Source organism: Streptomyces amakusaensis (assembly GCF_039532665.1).
GTDB lineage: Bacteria > Actinomycetota > Actinomycetes > Streptomycetales > Streptomycetaceae > Streptomyces > Streptomyces amakusaensis.
The window spans coordinates 1-19,741 of sequence record NZ_BAAASB010000037.1; the positions used below are offsets into that span (position 1 = coordinate 1).

Below are 19,741 nucleotides of genomic sequence, written 5' to 3' on the forward strand. Positions count from 1 at the left end.
TCCGCCGCCGGGCTGCCCGCCGCGGTGGCGGACGGCCGCCCGGTCGCCAGAATGGGGACATGGCCGGGCGCTGGGATTTCTGGATCGACCGAGGCGGCACCTTCACCGACATCGTGGGAAGGCGTCCCGACGGCCGGCTCGTCACCCGCAAACTCCTCTCCCACGACCCCGAGCGCCACCGCGACGCCGCCGTCGCCGGAATCCGGCTGCTGCTCGGCCTCGGCCCCGACGAGCCCGTCCCCGCCGACCGGGTCGCCGAGGTGCGCATGGGCACCACCGTCGCCACCAACGCCCTGCTGGAACGGCGCGGCGAACCGACCGTGCTCGTCATCACCGAGGGCTTCGGAGACGCCCTCCGCATCGCCTACCAGAACCGCCCCCGGATCTTCGACCGCCATATCGTCCTCCCCGAAGCCGTGTACGAACGCGTCGTCGAGGTTCCCGAACGCCTCGACGCGCGGGGCGCCGTCATCCGCCCGCTCGACCTGCCGGCCGTCACCGAACAGCTCTCCCGGGCCCACGCCGACGGCTTCCGCGCCGCCGCCGTCGTCCTGATGCACGGCTACCGCCACCCCGCCCACGAACAGGCGGTCGCCAAGGCCGCCCGCGATCTCGGATTCCCCCAGATCAGCTGCTCCCACGAGGTCAGCCCACTGATCAAACTGATCCCGCGCGGCGACACCACCGTCGTGGACGCCTACCTCTCCCCGATCCTGCGCCGCTATGTGAGCGAAGTCGCCGCCGAACTCGACGGCATCCGCCTGATGTTCATGCAGTCCAACGGCGGACTGCGCGAGGCCGCCCACTTCCGGGGCAAGGACGCCGTGCTCTCCGGCCCCGCCGGCGGTGTCGTCGGCATGGCGCGCACCGCGGCACAGGCCGGACTCGACCGGGTCATCGGCTTCGACATGGGTGGCACCTCCACCGATGTCTCGCACTACGCCGGCGCGTTCGAACGGGAACTGGGCACCCAGGTCGCGGGCGTACGGATGCGCGCCCCCATGATGAGCATCCACACCGTCGCCGCGGGCGGCGGCTCCGTCCTCCACTTCGACGGCCGCCGCTACCGCGTCGGCCCCGATTCGGCGGGAGCCGACCCCGGCCCCGCCTGCTACCGGCGCGGTGGCCCCCTCACCGTCACCGACGCCAATGTGATGCTCGGCCGGGTCCAGCCCGGCCACTTCCCGGCCGTCTTCGGCCCCGACGGCGACCAGCCGCTCGACGCCGACGTCGTACGCGAACGCTTCGCCGCCCTCGCCCGGCGGGTCGGCCAGGAGACCGGCTCCGAGCCCACCCCCGAGGAAGCCGCCGCCGGCTTTCTGGAGATCGCCGTGCTCAACATGGCCAACGCGGTCAAGAAGATCTCCGTGCAGCGCGGCCACGACATCACCCGCTACGCCCTCAACTCCTTCGGCGGCGCGGGCGGACAGCACGCCTGCGCCGTCGCCGACGCCCTCGGCGTCACCACCGTCCTGGTGCCCCCGCTCGCCGGAGTGCTCTCCGCCTACGGCATCGGCCTCGCCGACGTCACCGCCATGCGCGAGCGGTCCGTGGAAGCCGAACTCCACGAGGACACCCTCACCCGGGTGCGGGACCTCTGCGCCGAACTCGCCGCCCGCACCCGCGCCGAACTGCGCTCCGACGCCGTACCCGACGACGCGATCACCACCCGCGCCGAAGTCCTCCTCCGCTACGCGGGCACCGACGCGAGCCTGCCGGTGCCACTGGACACCGTCGCCGCGATGACGGAGGCCTTCACCTCGGCCCACCGCGCGCGCTACGCGTTCACGACGGAGAAGCCGCTCGTGGTCGAGGCCGTCTCGGTCGAGGCCGTGGGCACGGCCGGCGCCCACGGAGCGCCGATCCCCGCCGAGGCCGGGCCGGCCGGCCCCGGTTCCCCGCCGCCCCGGCCCGCCCGGGTCACCGTGTTCGTGGACGGCGCGCCGAAAGAAGTCCCCCTGCACCGGCGGGCGGAGCTCGGCCCCGACACCCCGGTCGACGGGCCCGCGATCATCGCGGAGCCCGACGCCACCACCGTCGTCGACCCCGGCTGGCGCGCCCGCGTCCATGAACACGGCCATCTGCTGCTCACCCGGGTCCGCCCCCGCCCCGGCCGGGCCGCGCCCGGCACCGAGGCCGACCCGGTCCTCCTGGAGGTGTTCAACAACCTCTTCATGGCCATCGCCGAGCAGATGGGCGTACGGCTGGAGAACACCGCGCACTCCGTCAACATCAAGGAGCGGCTCGACTTCTCCTGCGCCCTCTTCGACCCCGACGGCAACCTCATCGCCAACGCGCCCCACATCCCCGTCCACCTCGGCTCCATGGGCGAGTCGATCAAAGAGGTCCTGCGACGCCGCGGCAGGGCCGGGATGCGGCCGGGGGACGTCTACGCGATCAACGACCCCTACCACGGCGGCACCCATCTGCCCGATGTCACCGTGGTGACCCCGGTCTTCGGCCCCGACGGGAGCGAGCTGCGCTTTCTGGTGGCCTCGCGCGGCCACCACGCCGAGATCGGCGGGATCACCCCCGGCTCCATGCCCGCCTTCAGCCGGACCATCGAGGAGGAGGGCGTCCTCTTCGACGACTGGCTGCTCGTGCGGGACGGCCGACTGCGCGAACAGGAGACCCGGGAGCTGCTGACCGGGGCGCGCCACCCGTCCCGCGCCCCGGACGTCAACATCGCCGACCTGCGCGCGCAGATCGCCGCCAACGAGAAGGGCATCGCCGAGCTGCACCGTATGACGGACCAGTTCGGCCTCGACGTCGTCCACGCTTATATGCGCCACGTCCGGGAGAACGCCGAGGAGTCCGTCCGGCGGATCGTCGCCCGGCTCGACGACGGCGAGTGCCGTTACGAGACGGACGACGGCTCGGTCATCCAGGTCGCCCTGCGGATCGACCGCGCCCGGCGCGCCGCCGTCATCGACTTCACCGGCACCTCGCCCCAGCGGCCCGGCAACGCCAACGCGCCCACCTCCGTGGTGATGGCGGCGGTGCTCTATGTCTTCCGCACCCTGGTCGGCGAGGACATCCCGCTCAACAGCGGCTGTCTGGAACCCCTGGAGGTGAGAGTGCCGGAGGGCTCCATGCTCGCCCCGGTCTTCCCCGCCGCCACCGTCGCGGGCAATGTCGAGACCTCCCAGGCCGTCACCGGGGCGCTCTACGCGGCCCTCGGCGTACAGGCGGAGGGATCGGGCACCATGAACAATCTGACCTTCGGCAACGATCTGGTGCAGTACTACGAGACGGTCGCCTCCGGCTCCGGCGCGGGGGAGGGCTTCCCCGGCGCGGACGCTGTACAGACCCATATGACCAACTCTCGTCTGACCGATCCGGAAATCCTGGAATGGCGCTACCCGGTACGGGTCGACGCCTTCTCGATCCGCCGCGGCAGCGGTGGCACCGGCCGCTGGCGCGGCGGCCGTGGAGCGGTACGGCGCATCCGCTTCCTGGAGCCCATGACCGTCGCCCTGCTGACCGGCCACCGCCGCGTCCCGCCCTACGGCATGGCGGGCGGCGGCCCCGGCGCGCTGGGGGAGAACTCCGTCGAGCGCGCCGACGGCACACTCACCCCCCTGGCCGGAGTCGACTCGGCCGACGTCGGCCCCGGCGACGTCCTGGTGATGGCGACCCCGGGCGGCGGCGGCTTCGGAACCCCGCCCCTGGACGGTCAGCCCAGTGGAACGAACCGCACCGGCGTCCCGGGTATCGCCTGGGCCGCCGCCCCCAGGTCCCCTTCGTCCACCACCGCCACCACCGGATAGCCGCCCGTCGTCGGATGATCGGCGAGAAAGACCACCGGGCGGCCGTCCGGCGGCACCTGCACCGCCCCCAGCACCACGCCCTCGCTCGGCAGCTCCGCACCGCGCGCCCGGGTCAGCACCGGGCCCTCGGTGCGCAGACCGATGCGATTGCTCGCGGCCGACACCCGGTACCGGGCGGCGGTGAGCGTCCGCAGCGCCCCGTCCGTGAACCAGTCGGCGCGCGGCCCGAACCGTATGCCCAGCACCAGCTCCGCGGGGGGCGCGGGCCAGGGCACACCGCCGTCCAGCCGGGCCGGCGGGCCCGTCGGAGCACCCAGCGGCAGCACCGCTCCGTCGGCCGGCGGCGGCGGACCCAGGCCGGAGAGCAGATCGGTGGAGCGGCTCCCGAGCACCGGATCGACGGCGATCCCGCCCGCGAGGGCGATGTAGCCGCGCACCCCGGCGACCGCCCTCCCCACCTCCAGCAGCGCCCCGCCCGGCACGCGCACCGGCGTCCCCCAGGCCGCCGGCCGCCCGTCGACGGACACCGGGGACGGAGCCCCGCCCACCGCCACGGTCACCGCGCACCGGGGCCGTACCGCACAGCCCGTGAGCGTCGTCTCCAGCACCGCGGCCCCCTCCGGATTGCCCACCAGCCGGTTGACGAGCCCGGCGGCACGCGGATCGAGTGCCCCCGAACGGGGCACACCGAGATGCGCGTGCCCCGGCCGCCCCAGATCCTGCACGGTGGTCAGCGCGCCCGCCCTCACCACCACGACCGCCCGGTCCGTCATCGCCGCCCCGTCTCCGCGACGAACCGCACCCGCGCCCCCGGACTCAGCAGCGCGGCCGGCTCACGGGACGGGTCCCACAGCTCCAGATCCGTGCTGCCGATCAACTGCCAGCCGCCGGGGGACGATCGCGGATACACGCCCGAGTAGGGGCCGGCCAGTCCGAGCGATCCGGCGGGGACCGAGGTGCGCGGAGTGGCCCGGCGGGGCACCGCGTACCGCTGCGGCAGCCCGGTGAGATAGCCGAAGCCCGGCGCGAACCCGCAGAACGCCACCCGGAACTCGGTCGCCGAATGGATCGCCACGACCTCCTCCTCCGTCACCTTCCACACCGCCGCCATCTCGGCCAGATCCGGCCCGTCGTAGCGGACCGGGATCTCCACCGCCTCCGCCGCGCGGGCCGGCGGGGGAGGGGCCTCCCACCCCGCCAGCTCCGCCGCGAACCCGGCCGGCCGGTCGATCCCGTCGAGGAGGACGGTCCGCGCGGCGGGCACGATCTCCCGTACGGCGGGCAGGGTGCCCGCCGCGCGCCGGCGCAGCAGCTCGGCATGGAGCGCCTCGGCCGCCTCCCCGTCCGCCAGCTCGATCAGCAGCGCCCGGTCCCCGACCGGCAGCACCCTGATGCCCGAAGGGCCGCCGGGCCGGCTCATGCGAACGCCTCCACCCTGACTCCGGCGGTCTCCAGTTCGCCGCGCACCCGGCGGGCGAGCGAGACGGCCCCCGGGGTGTCGCCGTGCAGACAGAGCGAGCGGGCGCGCACCGCCACGGTCTCGCCGCAGCGCGCGGTGACCGTCCCGAACCGGGCCATGCCGACCGACCGTTCGACCACGACGGCGGGATCGGTCAGCACCGCGCCGGCCTCGCCGCGCGGGGCCAGCCCGCCGTCGGCGGTGTACGCCCGGTCGGCGAACGCCTCGGTCACGACGGGCACTCCCGCCCTCCCCGCCACGGTGTGCAGAACGGAGCCCGGCAGCCCCAGCAGCGGCAGCCGCCCCCCGGCCAACAGCACCCCGTCGACCACGGCGGCCGCCTGCTCCTCGTCGTGGACGACCCGGTTGTAGAGCGCGCCGTGCGGTTTCACGTACGAGACCCGGGCGCCCGCCGCGCGGGCGAACACCTCCAGCGCCCCGATCTGATAGGCGATCTCGGCCGTCAGCTCGGCCGCCGGAACATCCATGGAACGACGCCCGAAACCCGCGAGATCGCGGTACGAGACCTGCGCGCCTATGCGCACCGACCGCTCGGCCGCCAGGTCGCAGACCCGCCGCATGGTGGCCGCGTCCCCCGCGTGGAATCCGCAGGCGACATTGGCGCTGGTGACGACCGACAGCAACTCCTCGTCGTCGGTGAGCCGCCAGCGGCCGAAGCCCTCGCCGAGATCGGCGTTGAGATCGATGGACGCCCAGGTCATGTACTCCTCCTCCGTGCTCCGTGCCGTGCCACCCGTGCCGCGGATTCATGCGATGAGGCAAACGTAGGGGATTGTTGAACGATCCGACAAGGGGCGTGTGGGCTCGTACCTCCTTCTACGATGGACACCCGTGCGCCGGTTTGAACCCGGCGGCGAAGGAGAGAGGGGTGTCGTGGGGACGACCCAGCCGGATACCGGCCACGCCGAAGGACTCGACGGACCCGAAGGACCCGGGGCGCCCGGCGGCCTGGAGGAGGACCGTGTCCTGCTCGGCCGCACCAGCACGGCGGAACGCGTCGCGGACATCCTGCGCACCCGGATCGCGGAGGGGTACTTCGCGCCGGGGGAGCGGCTCTCCGAGGACGCCATCGGCAGGGCGCTCGGAGTCTCGCGCAACACCCTGCGCGAGTCGTTCCGGCTGCTGACCCACGAACGGCTCCTCGTCCACCGGCTCAACCGGGGAGTGTTCGTCCGCAGGCTCGCGGTCCAGGACGTCATCGACATCTACCGCACCCGCCAGCTCGTCGAGCGCGCCGTCGTCCACGACCTCGGGGACCCCCCGTACCCCCTCGACCGGCTCGACGCGGCCGTCGACCACGGCGAGCGCTCGGCCCGGGAGGAGGACTGGAGGGGCGTCTCCACCGCCGACATCCGCTTCCACCGCGAACTGGTCGCCCTCGCCGGCAGCGCGCGCACCGACGAGCTGATGCGCGGGGTGCTCGCGGAACTCCGCCTCGCCTTCCACGCGGTGGCCGACCCGCGCGGGCTGCACCAGCCTTTCCTGGTCCGCAACCGGACCATCCTGGAAGCGCTGCGCGCGGGCGACCGCACCGGGGCCGAGGAACTGCTCGCCCGCTATCTGGACGACTCCCGGGCGAGAGTGGTCGAGGCCTGCGCGCGCCTCGCGGCGGATCCGGAGTAGCACCGGGGCCGCCCCGGGCGAGAGGTCCGGGGCACGGCGCGGCCGGAGAGCTTCTGCGCCGTTTCGACCGTTGTCAGTGCGAGGACCTAATCTGTGCAGCGTGACTTCGCCTGCCTCGACGGAACTCGTTCCGCCCCAGCTCAGCGCGGGGCCCCGGCCCGCCCAGGGCCCGGCCGCCGACGAAGGGCTCGCGCGGCGGCTGCGCGCGCTCGCCTGCACCGCGCCGCTGCACGATCTGGACGCCCGCAAGGTCAACCTGGCGGGCGAGTACACGGTCTACGCGATGGCGGAGGTGGCCCTCGCCGCCATCGACCTCGTGACGCTCAACATGGACTTCGACACCGGTGCCGACCACGATCAGATCGTCGCCAGGCTGCTCCCCAGAATCGCCGCCCAGGCCCCTCGCCGCCCCGCCGCCGAGCACGAGCGGGTGGCCCGCTGGGTGCTGGAGAATCTGATCAACGTCGGCAGCGTGGACCGGGGCTTTCGCGCGGTCTACGGCACCTTCGGCCCCGACGGCGTCTACACCCGCCGCGACTACGACTTCAAACTCATCGAAGAGGTCCCGGGTTACGGCGGCAGCGTCTGCCTGCGCACCACCGACGAAGCGGTCAACGTTCTGGTGGGCGCGCTCGACACCGATGTCACCAGCTCGCAGATCGCGGCCGAGGTCAAGCTCGAGGTCCTCATCAGCCGAGGCCGCCTCGCGGACGCCCAGCTCGCCGCCGAGCAGGCCCGCTACCGCACGGTGCAGTACGCCGAGACTCTCCGCAGGACCCTGGAGGCCACCCGGCGCAATGTCCGCGCCGTCGACTGGCTCAACGCCGTACCCGACATGATCGCCGAGGCGCTCGACCATGTCGCCGACCGCTACCGCCACGAGAACGCGATCCTCACCAACATCCGCCGGGCGCGCGACGAGGCGGAGGAGCCGGAGCACAAGCGCCGCGCCGCCGAGCTGGTCGACATCGTCAAGGACTGCATCCGCCGCCACACCCAGCTCCAGTCCCGCCTGCTGGAGGCCGGCCCCCTCTTCCGCGCCGAGCAGGACCGCCAGGCCTTCGCCCGCCCGGCCACCCGCTCCGGCCTCGATCTGTACGGGCAGCTGGTGGCCCCCGTACTGCCCCTCCCCCTGGACGCGGCGATCCGGGTCACGGACGCCTTCTTCGCCCGGGGCACCGGGCCGCGCACCCCCTCGTCCGTACGGATGGGGGACCTGGTGGACATGCTGCTGACCCCGCCGGTGGAGCGGGAGCACCTCGGCGCCGAGATGCCCGAACCCGATCTGATCGCCACCCCCGACGACAGCCGGTTCAGCGAGGAACAGCTCGCGGCCGCCCTGCGCCTGCTCGACCTGGAACACGACGCGCCCCGCCGCCTCTCCGGTCTGCTGGCCGATGCCCGCCGACAGGACCCCGAGCTTCCCTACCTGGTGGCGCTGCTCGCCGTCCACGCCGCGAGCCCACCGGTCGGCACCGCCTACCGCCAGGGCGAGGAGCGCCTCCTCTTCGCGGTCGACGACGGCACGGAGCTGGACGACTGGGAGTTCGGCGGCGCGGACCTCATCGTCGGCACGGCCCTGCTCGACGCGGCCGGCATGGCGGCGGACCGCACGGAGGCCGCATGACGCGCCCCGCCGCCCCGGCCGCCCCGCCGGGACACGCCATGAACCCCGTGAATCCCGTGAATCCCGCGAACCACCCCCGCCCGCCACTCCACGACGAGGAGCCACCCCAGTGACCGACCACCACGCCGAGCGCGACCCCTGGCGTGACCCGGCCACCACCGAGACGCCCGCGGACGCCGACCCCGGCACCGCCGCCCGCCTCACACCCCCCGACGCGGCCGACGCGGCCCGCCTCGTCTCTTTCGGACTCCAGCCCAAACTCCTCCCCGCCCGCGACGCCGAATACGCCGACCTGCTGCGCCGCTACCGCGAGGACCCCGCCTTCGCCCGCCTCGCCGACGCCGTCGCCACCGGGCTCGGCCTCATCGTCCTCGAAGTGTCACCCCGCGCGGGCATGGCCCTCGCGGCGGGCGAGGACTCCGTCTTCGCCGTCCGCATGGGCGACTACGCCCGCCGGGCGGCCACCGACTCGGCGGACCGCTTCCTCCACGGCCTGGCCCATCTCGCCGTCGCCGCCATGTCCTTCCCCCGCCCCGAGGACCTCGCCGACGACGGCTACATCGGCCGCATCACCGTCAACGGGGTCGACGCCTTCGTCCGCCAGGCCTGCCACCGACTCGAAGAGCGGGCCGAGGCACAGGGCGAGAACACCGACCCCGCCACCGACGCCCCCGGCCTGGAGGCCGCCTGGCGGATCTACGCCCGGCGCAGCTCCACCGGCGCGACCAAGGACGCCCGCCGGCTCGCCGGATCCACCACCGGCATCGTCGCCAAGGCCGTCGCCTTCCTCACCGACTCCGGCTTCCTCCAGCGGACCGGAGACGACGCGGGAGGCGCCTACCGCACCACCGCCCGCTACCAGCTCCAGGTCCGCGACATGGCGGGCAACGCCGCCATGGCCGAACTCCTCGACCTCGGCGTCGTACCCGTCAGCGACGGCACCGCCACCCTGCTGCCCCCGCCCGACGGCGACGACCTGGAACTGGCGGCCGACGCCGGACTGCCCTTCCACGCCTGACCCGCACCCGCACCCCGCATCCCCACCCGCGCCGCCAACCACGAGAGTCCGCCGCCATGTACGAGCTGTCCCGCGTTCGCCTCTACTCCATCGGGCCCGCCGGTGCGCGCTACGCCGACACCGTGCTGGACCTGCGCGGAGTCGGCGAACCGGTGCCCCACCCCGCCCCCGCCCAGGCGGAGTTCTTCGAGGAGGAGCCGGTCGGCCCGCCCCGCCGGCCGGCCCCCGCCGGCGTCCTCTTCCTGGAGAACGGAGGCGGCAAGTCCGTACTGCTCAAGCTGATCTTCTCCGTGATGCTGCCCGGCCACCGCAACACCCTGGGCGGCGCCAGCTCCGGCGTGCTGCGCAAATTCCTCCTCGCCGACGACTGCGGCCACGTCGCCCTGGAGTGGCAGCACACCCTCACCGGCGAACTGGTCGTCGTCGGCAAGGTCAGCGAATGGCGCGGCCGCCAGGTCTCCAACGACCCCAGGAAGTTCGCCGAGGCGTGGTACTCCTTCCGCCCCGGCCCCGGACTGAGCCTGGACTCGCTGCCGGTGGCCGAGTCCACCGTCGTACGCCCCCCGGTCGAGGGGGCCTCCGGCGCGCAGGGCCGCCGCCGCACCATGAAGGGCTTCCGTGACGCGATCACCGAGGCCGGCAAGGCCTACCCCCACCTCGAGGTCTCCTGGGAGGAGATCCACGACCGCTGGAACGAACACCTCGGCGATCTGGGCCTCGACCCCGAACTCTTCCGTTACCAGCGCGAGATGAACGCCGACGAGGGCGAGGCCGCCGGCCTCTTCGCGGTGAAGAAGGACTCCGACTTCACCGACCTCCTGCTGCGCGCGGTCACCGACACCCGCGACACCGACGGCCTCGCCGACCTCGTCAGCGGCTTCGGCGACAAACTCGGCCGCCGCGCCGAACTCACCGCCGAGCGCGACTTCACGGCGGGCTCGGCCGACCTCCTCGGCCGGATCGTCGAAGCCGCCGACGCCAGGGCACGCGCCCGCGAGATCCACACCGGCGCCGAGCGGCGCACCCGCACCCTCTCCCGCAGGCTCGCCGACCGTGCCGCCGTGGAGCGCTCCCGAACCGCCGATCTCGCCCAGCGCGTCACCGGCGCCGCCCACACGGTCACCGAGGCCGAACAGGCCCGGGGCGACAGCTCGCTGATCGCCGCCGAACTGGCCTACCGGCACGCCTCGCTCGCCCTCGCCGCCGCCGAGAAGGGAGCCGCGGCCCAGCGCCGCGAGCTGACCGACGCCCGCACCCTGCACTCCGCGTGGCAGGCGGCCGAAGCCGTGCTCCGGCACCGCGCCGCCGCCGACCGCTCGGCCAGGGTCGCCGTGGCGATCCGCGAGGCGGAGCGGGACGCCGCCCCCGCCCTCGCGGCCCGCGCCACGGCCGCCGCCGACCTCGTCCGGGCCCTGCACTCGGCGGCCGAGGACGGCGAACGGCTCGCCAATGAGGAGGAGGAGCGCTCCGCCACCCTCCAGGAGGCCGCCGAGACCGCCCACCGCGACGCGACCGCCGCCGCCACCGAGGCACAGCGCGCCCGCAGCGAGATCGGCCACCTCCGCCAGCGGCTCACCGAGGTCGAACAGGAGACCGCCGAAGCCGTCCGCGCCGGCTGGCTCGACGACACCGCCCCCGACGCCGACCCCGCGCGCGCCGCGCTCGCCGCCAGCGACGCCGAGAAGACCGCCGTCGCGGCCTGGGACACCGCCCGCGAGAGCGGCCGTGCCACCGCGGACCGCGCCAAGGAGGCCGCCGCCGAGGAGACCCGCGCGGAACTGGCCGCCGCCCGCGCCTCGGACGCCGCCCGCACCGCCGACCACGCCTACGAAGCGGAACGCCGAGCCGCCGCCTCCATCGCCGAACACCAGCGCCTGGCCGAACTGCTCAGCCTGCCCGCCCCGGCCACCGCCGCACCCGTGCCCGCACCCCGGCGCGGCGGCCCGGCCCCGCGACCGGCCGACGGCACCCCGGACACCGCCCCCCAGCCCCACGACACCCCGGCCGCCCCGCCCCGCCCCGACGGCACCCCCCTCACCGCCGAAGAGCTGGACCGCTACGCCGACGACCTGCGAGAACTCCTCGACCAGTACGTGGCCTCCGCCGAACGCCAGCTCTTCGACCTGCGCACCGCCGCCGCCGACGACTCCCGCATCCTCGGCGCGCTCGGCGACGGAGGACTCCTCCCGCCCGGCCCCGACGTCCTCGCCACCGTCGAATACCTGGGCGAGCACGGCATCCCCGCACTCCCCGGCTGGCGCTATCTCGCCCAGGCCGTCGACCCCGCCGACCACGCGGCCGTGCTCGCCGCCCGCCCCGAGCTGGTCGACGGAGTCGTCATCACCGACCCCGCCTCGCACCCGCGCGCCCGCGAAGTCCTCGCCGGAGCCGCCCTGCTGCCCCGCTCCACCGTCGCCGTCGGCACCGCGGCCGCCCTGCTCGCGCCGGTGCCCCCGGCCGGCGGCGGCCAGGCCGACCCCGAGGTCTTCCTCGTACCGCCGAACCCCGCCATGCACGACGAGCACGCCGCCGACGAGGAGAGGCAGACCCTCCGCGCCCGGGCCACCGCACGCGACGAGGAGATCCGCGACCTGGCCGCCCGCCTCGCCGCCGACCGCGCGCTCGCCGCCCGGATCGGCTCCTGGCGCGCGGACTGCCCGCCCGGAATGCTCGCCGAACTGGCCCAGGGCGCGGCGGCGGCCCGCGAGACCGAGGAAGAGGCACAGGCCCGGCTCGCCGAGGCCCGCACCGCCCGCGCCGAGGCGGATGAGACCGCCGCCGACGCCGCCCGCGTCCGCGACGACCGCCAGGAGACCGCCCAGCGCGCCCGCCGCGCCGCCGACGCCCTCGCCGGCCTCGCCTTCCGGCTCCGCGAACGCGCCGGATGGCAGGTGAAACGGCGCGAACTCGCCGACGAGGCAGCCGAGTCCGAAGCCCGCGCCACCGTCTGCCTGGAGCGCGCGAAAGCCGCCGACGAGGACCGCAGGGCCGCCCAGCGCGCCGGCGACGACGCCCGCCGGACCGCCCGCGCCCTGCGCGCCGAGCGCGCCGAGATCGCCGGCGCGCCGGAGACCCTGCCCGAGGCCGACCCCGCCGCACCGCGTGTCTCCCTGCCCGCCCTGCGCGAGGCCTACCGCGCCGCCTCCCAGCTCTACGAGAAGGTCGGCGTCGGCGCCGACCTCCGGGCCGAACAGGCCCGCGCCGAGAGCGACGAGAGCGCCGCCCTCGCCGAGCTCGACCGCCTCACCAACAAGGTCCGCACCCGCGCCGCCCTCCTCCTGGAGAGCACGGACGGCGCGGACGGCCCCTCCCGCCAGGCCGCCGCCGCCCGCGCCGAATCCCTGGTGCAGATGCTGGAGACCCGCGCCTCCGAGGCCAGCGAGAAACTCGGCAGGCTCCGCGGCGAGGCCGAGCGCCTGGCCCCCGCCGACGGCGGAGCCCACACCGAACTCCCCGCCGAAGCCGTGCCCTCCGACGCCGAGCAGGCCCAGACCCTGCTGCGCGTCGCCACCGCCGAACTCGCCTCCCGCACCGACGCGCTGGAGACCGCCCGCGACGCGCACACCGCCCTCCTCCAGGCCCACCGGGCCGCCGAGGACGCCGCAGGCGGCTTCGAGGAGACCGCGGCCCTCCTCCGCGACCTGCTGAGGGAACAGCGGGACGACGACGAAGCGGCCGAGCGGGAACCGGACCCCTACCCCGGCGGCCCCGCCGAGGCCCGCGAATCCGCCGCCGAGGCCCGGCGCTCCCTGCGCGGCTGCGCCGCCGACCTGTCGGCCGCCGAAGCCGCCGTCCGTGAGGCGAGCGACATCCTCGTACGCCACGCCAACTCCACCCGCTACGAGCAGGTGCGCACCCCCGCCCGCCAGCAGATCCGCGAACTCCCCGCCGCCGCCCTGCCGGAGCACGCCGCCAAGTGGGCGGAGGCCTTCCTGCCCCGGCTGCGCGTGCTCACCGACGAACTGGAACAGCTGGAGCGCAACCGCGACACCATCGTCGACCGGCTGCGCGGCCTCGTGGAGTCGGCCCTCGCCACCCTCCGCTCCGCCCAGCGGCTCTCCCGGCTCCCCGAAGGACTGGGGGAGTGGTCCGGGCAGGAGTTCCTCCGCATCCGCTTCGAGGAGCCCGACCAGGCGACCCTGGCCGAGCGCCTCGGCGAGGTCGTCGACGAGGCCACCCGCGCCGCCGTCCGCAAGAACGCGTCCGCCGTCTACGGCGAGGGACGCAGGGACGGCATGTCACTGCTGCTGCGCGGGGTCCAGGCGGCGCTCCAGCCCAGGGGCATCGCCGTGGAGATCCTCAAGCCGGACGCCGTGCTGCGCGCCGAGCGCGTCCCCGTCGGCCAGATGGGAGACGTGTTCTCCGGCGGACAGCTGCTCACCGCGGCCATCGCGCTGTACTGCACCATGGCCGCCCTCCGCAGCAACGACCGGGGCCGGGACCGCCACCGTCACGCCGGGACGCTCTTCCTCGACAATCCGATCGGCCGGGCCAACGCCACCTATCTGCTGGAGCTCCAGCGGGCCGTCTCCGACGCCCTGGGCGTACAGCTGCTCTACACGACCGGACTCTTCGACACCACCGCGCTCGCCGAATTCCCGCTGGTCATCCGGCTCCGCAACGACGCGGACCTGCGGGCGGGCCTGAAGTACATCAGCGTCGAGGAGCATCTGCGCCCCGGTCTGCCCCAGCAGGACCCGTCGGGCGAGACCGTGCACGGCGAGATCACGGCCACCCGGATGTTCAAGCGCTCCCAGCCGGCCGCCGGACCCGACCGGACGGGCCGCCGCCCCGCCCCGGCCGCCGCCCCGGCGGCACCCGCCACCGAGTAGCGACCCACCACCGAGCGAGCAGCGCACCGCCCGGGCCGGCGGATCTCTCCCCGGCCCGGGCTTCGGCCGAGCCGGCTCAAGCCGGGCAGACCGGTTGAGCCCGGTCAAGCCCGGTATGCCCGATCAGACCTCCGACAGCTCCGAAAGGCGGCCGGCCCCCCGCTGTGGCACCCGCTCCCCGCGCCCGGGACCCCGCCGCCGTATAGCCGCGCCGCGCCGCTCCGCCGCCCTGGCCGCACGCCGCTCCCGCCTGCGATCACGCCGCAGCCGCCGGGCGCTGCTGCTCGGCTCCGACACCACCCCGTGGCGCTGATTCCAGACCTGACGGGTCACCCAGACGTCCAGCACGCCCCAGGTCGCGACCACCGTCCCGGCGACACCGCCGAGCACCATCGGAAACGCCAGCCAGGAACCCGCCAGCGTGCACAGAAAGGCGACCATCGCCTGAATCAGCGTCAGCGAAACGATGAGCACCGCCCGGACCGCCGACGTCCGGACCGGATCGGCCATCCTCCGCCGCGCGGCGGGCTCCTCCACCCAGAGCTGCCGCCGAACCGGCGTCACCGGCACCTGGTCCGCCGCTCCGCTCCCGTCGCGACGCTCGTCCGCTTCCATCGTCCTTCTCACTTCCCACCCCCTGCACACATGTCTTCCACCCTCGGTTCGGCTGCCCGGAATCCACCGCTTCACTCCGGTCCGCCACCGCCCCTCGCGGAGCGCCGCCGAACCGGCCGGACCGAACATTCCCCCGCCCCAACGGGATTGAGACCCCCACTCGGGCCACCGGCCGGTGAGCCGGACCCACCGTCCCGCGCGTCCTCTCACTACGAAGACGCCCGATCAGCTCGGATGATTCCCGTATCCCGGGCACAGGGCGAAGAATTCCAGCCAATGCCCCTCGTTCGGTATCCGAGGCGCGCCGGGTCTCATACGACACGCCGGGAATGCCAACTCCTTGAATACCGGGACATCCCGTGATCAACACAGCAGCGACAGGCCGAAAATCGACCGGACGTGTCTTCGAGTTGTCTGAGTGACAGTAGTAGGCTCGCGCCGTTTGTTGACCGAGGGAACACCGCCCGTACCGGACGGTGTTGAGCAGGGGGAGGCCATGCGCTTTCGCGGGAAGTCCATCCGCCGGAAGATCGTGGCGTTGTTGCTGGTGCCGCTGCTCTCCCTGACCGCCCTCTGGGGCTTCGCCACAGCCATCACCGGACGCGAGGCCGACAACCTCCTCGACGTGGGCGCGGTGGTCGACCGGATCGGCGAGCCCATGGTCGACGCGCTCGACGTCGTCCAGGGAGAGCGCCGCCAGACGCTGGTCTATCTGGCCGACCGCCGCGCCTCCGACGCCCTGCCGGCCCTCCGCGACAAGCGCCGCGCCACCGACAAGGTGGTCGCCGAACTCAAGGAGAGCATCGCCGGACAGGACGTACGAGACGATCTGCGCTCCGACTCCGAGCGCAAGCTCGCCTCGCTCGTCAAGGGCTTCGACGGACTCGTCGCCCTCCGCCGCTCCGTGGACTCCGGCACCGTCTCCCGCGCCCAGGCCCTCGACTACTACAACCGGATCATCAACCCCGGCTTCAGCTTCATGGCCACACTGCACTCCGTCCACGACGTGGACATCGAGCGCCAGGGCCGCGCCGTCGCCGGACTGGCCCGCGCGGCCGAGATGCTCTCCCGCGAGGACGCGCTGATCGTCTCCGCCCTCACCACGGGCAAGGTCACCGCCGGCGAGATCCGTCAGCTCTCCGACTTCGTCGCCCACCGCGAGCTGTACTACGAGATCAACCTCGAATCCCTGCCCGCCCGGGAACGCGAGATCTATCTCCAGTTCTGGCGCGGCCCCAAGACCGAACCCCTGCGGGCCGCCGAGGAGCGCCTCATCGACGGCGGGCCCGTCACCCGGGCCTCCGCCGCCCAGGCCGAGGAGTGGCACGCCGCCGCGACCCCCGTCCTCGAGGAACTCAGCCGTGAGGCCAGGGCCTCCGGCGAGCGCCACCAGGACCGCGTCGGCCCCGCCGCGAACGGAGTCTTCCTCCAGGCGGGCGTCGCCGGCATCCTCGGGTTCCTCGCCCTGCTCGTCTCCGTCATCGTCTCCGTACGCGTCGGCCGCGACCTGATCCGCGACCTCTCCCGGCTGCGCAAGGAGGCCCACGAGGTCTCCGGCGTCCGCCTGCCCAGCGTGATGCGCCGCCTCGCCGCCGGCGAGAAGGTCGACGTCGAGACCGAAGCGCCGCGCCTGGAGTACGACAAGGACGAGATCGGCCAGGCGGGCCAGGCCCTCAACACCCTCCAGCGCGCCGCCGTCGAGGCCGCCGTCCGCCAGGCCGACATGCGGCGCGGCGTCTCCGAGGTCTTCGTCAACCTCGCCCGCCGCAACCAGGTCCTCCTGCACCGCCAGCTCACCCTCCTCGACGCCATGGAACGACGCACCGAGGACACCGACGAACTGGCCGATCTCTTCCGCCTCGACCACCTCACCACCCGTATGCGACGCCACGCCGAAGGCCTGGTGATCCTCTCCGGCGCGGCCCCCTCCCGTCAGTGGCGCAAGCCGATCCAGCTGATGGACGTCGTGCGCGCGGCCGTCGCCGAGGTCGAGGACTACGAGCGCATCGAGGTCCGCCGGCTGCCCCGCATCGGCGTCGGCGGCCCCGCGGTCGCCGACCTCACCCACCTCATAGCCGAACTCCTGGAGAACGCCACCGTCTTCTCGCCCCCGCACACCGGTGTCCAGGTGCTCGGCGAGCGGGTGGCCAACGGCTTCACCCTGGAAATCCACGACCGGGGCCTCGGAATGGCCTCCGAACTGCTCCTCGACGCCAATCTCCGGCTCGCCGAGACCCCGGAGTTCGAACTCTCCGACACCGACCGCCTCGGACTGTTCGTCGTCAGCCGGCTCGCCCAGCGCCAGGGCGTCAGGGTCTCGCTCCAGCCCTCACCGTACGGGGGCACCACGGCGGTCGTCTTCATCCCCGCGCCCCTGCTCACCGAGGCTCCCGAGACCCAGGGCACCGGCTTCCGGCTCGACCGCAAGAGCGACTCCCCGGCCGGCCGGCGCGGCAGCGACGGCAAACTGTCGGCGCGCGCCAGGCCCTCCGGCCGGACCCCCGACCACCGGGACGACTCCGCGCTCTTCGCCGGCCCGGTCGAACTCGAAGGACCCGTCGACCCGCTGGGACTGAGCGGCGCGGAGACCCTCACGGACCCCGACACCCTCACCGGCCCCGGCGCGCTCCTCGATCTCGACGACGGCGACCGGGACCGGGACCGGGACCGCGCGGGAGTCTTCCGCTCCCGCTCGCGCCACGCCCGGCGCACCGCCCCGGACGAGCCGCATCCGCAGCAGGCCGACCCGGCGGCGGAGCGGAGGGCGGAGCCCGTGCCGCTGCCCCGCCGCACCCCCACCCTCGTCGCCGACCGCGGACGCCGGGTGGACGAGCCGGGCCACACCCGCCCCGCCCCCGCCCCGACCGCCCCTGCCCCCGCCCCTGCCCCCGCCCCGACCGCCCCGGCGGCCGTCCCGTCGGGCCGCGCCACCGCGCCCGGCACGGAGAGCGGTACGCGGAGCGGCGGCACGGGAAGCGGCGGCACGGGAAGCGGCGGTACGCGGAGCAGCGGTACGGGAAGCGGCGGCGACGACGCGGCACCCGCGCTGATCGACGGCCTGCCCCGCCGGGTCCGCCAGGCGAACCTGGCCCCCCAGCTCCGGGCCGCCGCGCCCGACCCCCGTACCGAGGACCGGGAACCGGGCCGGGAGACCGAACGCGACGCCGAGGAAGTACGCAGCCGCATGGCCTCCATGCAGCGGGGCTGGCAGCGGGGCCGCCTCAAGAACGCACACGGGGACGACGAGGCCGACCGGACCATCGGCACCGTCCCCGGCCGGACAGCACCACGAACGACATCGGAGGGGGACGGTCGATGACCGCACCGCATGCCGCAGCACACCACACCGCCGGCGGACGCCCGGCCAACCCGGCAGTGGGTGAACTGAACTGGCTGCTGGATGAACTGGTCGACCGGGTCGGCAGCATCCACAAGGCCCTCGTGCTCTCCAGCGACGGTCTGGCGACCGGCACCTCGCGGGAGCTGACCCGGGAGGACAGCGAGCATCTCGCCGCCGTGGCCTCCGGGTTCCACAGCCTCGCCAAGGGCGTGGGCCGCCATTTCGACGCGGGCAGGGTCCGCCAGACCGTCGTGGAACTGGACGAGGCCTTCCTCTTCGTCACCGCCGCGGGCGACGGCAGCTGTCTGGCCGTGCTCGCGGACGCCGACTCGGACGTCGGCCAGGTGGCGTACGAGATGACGCTCATGGTCAAACGAGTAGGAGTCCACCTCGCCACCGCGCCGCGGACCGGTCGCGCCGGAGGGTGACGGTTCCGTCATGAGTGAATCGGCTCATCACGCCCAGCATCCGCACCACTACTTCGACGCCGAGGCGGGGCCGGTGGTCCGCCCGTACGCCATGACCCGCGGCCGTACGAGCAGCACCTCCCACCACCGGCTCGATCTGATCGCCCTGGTCGTGCCGGAACCGGCCGCCGACCACCCCGTCCACGACCAGTCGCTCTCGCCGGAACACGTCGAGATCGTCGAACGCTGCGAGGACACCCCGCAGTCCATCGCCGAACTCGCGGCCGGTCTCGACCTCCCCGTGGGGGTGGTGCGCGTCCTCGTCGGCGATCTGGTGGAGGACGCGCTCGTCCATGTAACCCGTCCCGTACCCCCGGCAGAACTGCCGGACGTGAATATTCTCCGCGAGGTGATCAATGGTCTTCGGGCGCTCTAACAGCCGGCGGCCCGTCGAGCCGGTGACCCTGAAGATCCTGGTCGCGGGCGGATTCGGGGTGGGAAAGACCACCCTGGTGGGCGCGGTCAGCGAGATCAGACCGCTGCGCACCGAGGAGACGCTGAGCGAGGCGGGACGCCCGGTGGACGACACGGCCGGCGTCGAGGGGAAGACGACGACCACCGTCGCCATGGACTTCGGGCGCATCACGCTCCGCGAGGATCTGGTGCTCTACGTCTTCGGCACCCCGGGCCAGGACCGCTTCTGGTTCCTCTGGGACGAACTCGCCCAGGGCGCGCTGGGCGCGGTCGTCCTCGCCGACACCCGCCGTCTGGAGGACTCGTTCGCCGCCGTCGACTACTTCGAGCGCCGGGGGATCCCCTTCACCGTCGCCGTCAACTGCTTCGACGGAGCCGGCCGCTTCCCCGTGGAGACGGTGCGGACCGCCCTCGACCTCGATCCCGGTGTGCCGCTGATGATGTGCGACGCCCGCGAGCGCGAATCGGTCAAGGAGGTCCTGGTCGCGGTGGTCGAGCACGCCCTGGAGCGCGTCGACGGCCTCCGCAGGGCGGCCGCGACCTGATCCGCCCGCC

General features: G+C 74.1%; 13 protein-coding genes. 9 read left to right on the plus strand and 4 right to left on the minus strand.

Going from position 1 to position 19,741, the window contains the following annotated elements; genetic code table 11:
- Positions 1 to 59: 59 nt before the first annotated feature.
- Positions 60 to 3,770, plus strand: a complete 3,711-nt coding sequence (locus ABD371_RS34595) for a hydantoinase B/oxoprolinase family protein (RefSeq protein WP_344486336.1) — start codon at positions 60 to 62, stop codon at positions 3,768 to 3,770.
- Here the strand turns inward: ABD371_RS34595 and ABD371_RS34600 are convergent.
- From ABD371_RS34600 to ABD371_RS34610, 3 genes are read right to left on the minus strand one after another with little or no spacing between them, the layout of a single operon-like run.
- On the minus strand, positions 3,677 to 4,543 hold the full coding sequence (locus ABD371_RS34600; RefSeq protein WP_344486339.1) for a 5-oxoprolinase subunit C family protein: 867 nt from the start codon (positions 4,541 to 4,543) through the stop codon (positions 3,677 to 3,679). The two genes, ABD371_RS34595 and ABD371_RS34600, sit on opposite strands and share 94 nt — an antisense overlap.
- Complete coding sequence (gene pxpB / locus ABD371_RS34605; protein WP_344486342.1) at positions 4,540 to 5,190, minus strand: 5-oxoprolinase subunit PxpB; 651 nt, start codon at positions 5,188 to 5,190, stop codon at positions 4,540 to 4,542. The genes ABD371_RS34600 and pxpB overlap by 4 nt, the downstream gene beginning before the upstream one ends.
- Positions 5,187 to 5,951, minus strand: a complete 765-nt coding sequence (locus tag ABD371_RS34610; RefSeq protein WP_344486345.1) for a LamB/YcsF family protein — start codon at positions 5,949 to 5,951, stop codon at positions 5,187 to 5,189. Before ABD371_RS34610 ends, pxpB begins: the two co-directional genes overlap by 4 nt.
- A gap of 172 nt (positions 5,952 to 6,123) precedes the next feature.
- On the opposite strand from ABD371_RS34610, the gene ABD371_RS34615 reads away from it, so the two are divergent.
- From ABD371_RS34615 to ABD371_RS34630, 4 genes are all read left to right on the plus strand, one after another.
- Positions 6,124 to 6,873: a GntR family transcriptional regulator gene (locus tag ABD371_RS34615; protein ID WP_381735529.1), complete on the plus strand. Its 750-nt coding sequence runs from the start codon at positions 6,124 to 6,126 to the stop codon at positions 6,871 to 6,873.
- 100 nt (positions 6,874 to 6,973) lie between these two features.
- The gene (locus ABD371_RS34620; protein WP_344486348.1) at positions 6,974 to 8,500 is read left to right on the plus strand and encodes a hypothetical protein; all 1,527 of its coding nucleotides are present in this window, start codon (positions 6,974 to 6,976) and stop codon (positions 8,498 to 8,500) included.
- Between the two features lie 109 nt (positions 8,501 to 8,609).
- Positions 8,610 to 9,518, plus strand: a complete 909-nt coding sequence (locus ABD371_RS34625; protein WP_344486351.1) for a hypothetical protein — start codon at positions 8,610 to 8,612, stop codon at positions 9,516 to 9,518.
- 56 nt (positions 9,519 to 9,574) lie between these two features.
- Entirely contained in the window at positions 9,575 to 14,350 is a 4,776-nt protein-coding gene (locus tag ABD371_RS34630) for a hypothetical protein (protein ID WP_344486354.1), read from the plus strand.
- A gap of 123 nt (positions 14,351 to 14,473) precedes the next feature.
- Here ABD371_RS34630 and ABD371_RS34635 read toward each other — a convergent pair whose 3' ends face one another.
- Positions 14,474 to 14,965: a hypothetical protein gene (locus tag ABD371_RS34635; RefSeq protein ID WP_344486357.1), complete on the minus strand. Its 492-nt coding sequence runs from the start codon at positions 14,963 to 14,965 to the stop codon at positions 14,474 to 14,476.
- A gap of 496 nt (positions 14,966 to 15,461) precedes the next feature.
- Between ABD371_RS34635 and ABD371_RS34640 the strand changes: the two genes are divergently transcribed.
- Genes ABD371_RS34640 through ABD371_RS34655 form a run of 4 tightly spaced genes read left to right on the plus strand, consistent with a single transcriptional unit; the run spans position 15,462 to position 19,731 of the window.
- Positions 15,462 to 18,284, plus strand: a complete 2,823-nt coding sequence (locus tag ABD371_RS34640) for a sensor histidine kinase (protein ID WP_344486360.1) — start codon at positions 15,462 to 15,464, stop codon at positions 18,282 to 18,284.
- Entirely contained in the window at positions 18,281 to 18,733 is a 453-nt protein-coding gene (locus ABD371_RS34645) for a roadblock/LC7 domain-containing protein (protein WP_190126475.1), read from the plus strand. The genes ABD371_RS34640 and ABD371_RS34645 overlap by 4 nt, the downstream gene beginning before the upstream one ends.
- Before the next feature lie 10 nt (positions 18,734 to 18,743).
- Positions 18,744 to 19,148: a DUF742 domain-containing protein gene (locus ABD371_RS34650; protein WP_344486364.1), complete on the plus strand. Its 405-nt coding sequence runs from the start codon at positions 18,744 to 18,746 to the stop codon at positions 19,146 to 19,148.
- Positions 19,129 to 19,731 carry a GTP-binding protein gene (locus tag ABD371_RS34655; RefSeq protein ID WP_344486367.1) on the plus strand — a complete coding sequence of 201 codons (603 nt, stop codon included), beginning with the start codon at positions 19,129 to 19,131 and terminating at the stop codon, positions 19,729 to 19,731. The genes ABD371_RS34650 and ABD371_RS34655 overlap by 20 nt, the downstream gene beginning before the upstream one ends.
- The last annotated feature ends 10 nt before the right edge of the window (positions 19,732 to 19,741 follow it).